This window comes from Bremerella cremea, assembly GCF_003335505.1.
Classification (GTDB): Bacteria; Planctomycetota; Planctomycetia; order Pirellulales; family Pirellulaceae; genus Bremerella; species Bremerella cremea_A.
The window spans coordinates 1-780 of sequence record NZ_QPEX01000023.1 but is presented as its reverse complement, the minus strand read 5'-3'; the positions used below and the strand labels follow the sequence as shown (position 1 = coordinate 780).

Genomic DNA, 780 nt, shown 5'->3' with positions numbered 1-780 from the left:
GAGCGATCGACAACGTGATGATCGAGCGTTTGTGGCGAACCTTGAAATACGAGGAGGTCTACCTCAAGGAATACGCGAGCGGAGCCGATTGTTATCAAAGCCTGGGGGAGTACCTGGACTACTACGATCACCGTCGGCGACACCAGTCGCTAGGGCGAAAAACCCCCTGGCAAGTCTACCGGCCTGACCGATCGAAGTGAGCGAGAAGCTCTATCTAAGAAATGCGGCCCCGTGGTCCGAATAATGGGGTCCACTTCAGTGTTCCCATGCTGGAATTAGTCTGAACTATCCAACCAGGCGAGTCGACCAGAAGATTTGACATGTCGAATGCAAAAACAAAATGGGAATATAATCCAAAAAACAGTGTAAAATTAGATAGGACAAACATACATAATTCGACGGGACTTTCAAGAATTACTGCAGCGTCTTCTCTACGCAAAATTGCCGCTCCCCAAATAGAAGCAAGCAGCAGAATCGACGTCTGATACAGCGTATTAGAGATCGCTACCCTCGCTTGAATCCCAGCCTCCACATGATCGTCAAAGGGGATTGTGTCAGCAACTCCCTTGGATGCAAATCCTGCAAGGAATCCGAGCGAGAGCACTACAGTTAATACAAAGACAAGAATACAAATAAACAGAAGCAGTATACGGACAGGGCAATCGCACGTTGTCGTCGTTTTGGTTCAAGGATTGCACTGTTCTCTGATTCGTCAAGCCGTCGATGGGTGACGGCTGTTTTTGCTGGCATGGAGGGGAACGATGTCTGGGCCTGCTGCTC

General features: G+C 49.2%; 1 protein-coding gene. It reads left to right on the top strand.

Annotated elements, in window-relative coordinates:
• Positions 1–200, top strand: a 200-nt coding sequence (locus DTL42_RS11300) for an integrase core domain-containing protein (protein ID WP_147274251.1), incomplete at its 5' end; no start/stop codon positions are given.
• Between the last annotated feature and the right edge of the window lie 580 nt (positions 201–780).